This is a genomic window from Citrobacter sp. wls619 (genome assembly GCF_005281345.1).
Taxonomy (GTDB): domain Bacteria; phylum Pseudomonadota; class Gammaproteobacteria; order Enterobacterales; family Enterobacteriaceae; genus Citrobacter.
This window is the reverse complement of sequence record NZ_SZXJ01000072.1, coordinates 1-212: the sequence shown is the minus strand read 5'-3', so window position 1 is coordinate 212 and position 212 is coordinate 1. Positions and strand designations below refer to the sequence as shown.

The 212-nt window shown below is 47.6% G+C and carries 1 protein-coding gene; it reads left to right on the top strand.

The features are described 5' to 3' along the window. On the top strand, positions 1-212 hold a 212-nt coding region (locus tag FDX19_RS25125; protein WP_212734717.1), incomplete at both ends, for a hypothetical protein.

Below are 212 nucleotides of genomic sequence, written 5' to 3'. Positions count from 1 at the left end.
AATATTGCCAGCAATAACGAACTGACGCCGGATGATGAAAGGAAGTTGCTTCCGCCCGTTAACGATCCGCTGGAAGAAGAAATCCCGGTTAAACCTGAGACAGAACAACCCGTTTCTCAAAAAACAAAGCTAGTCCCGACGGTAAAAACACCAGAAAAAGCGGGTGCAAAACGTCCGCAGTTTACCGTTCCAACACCTGCTGAAATGGAGTC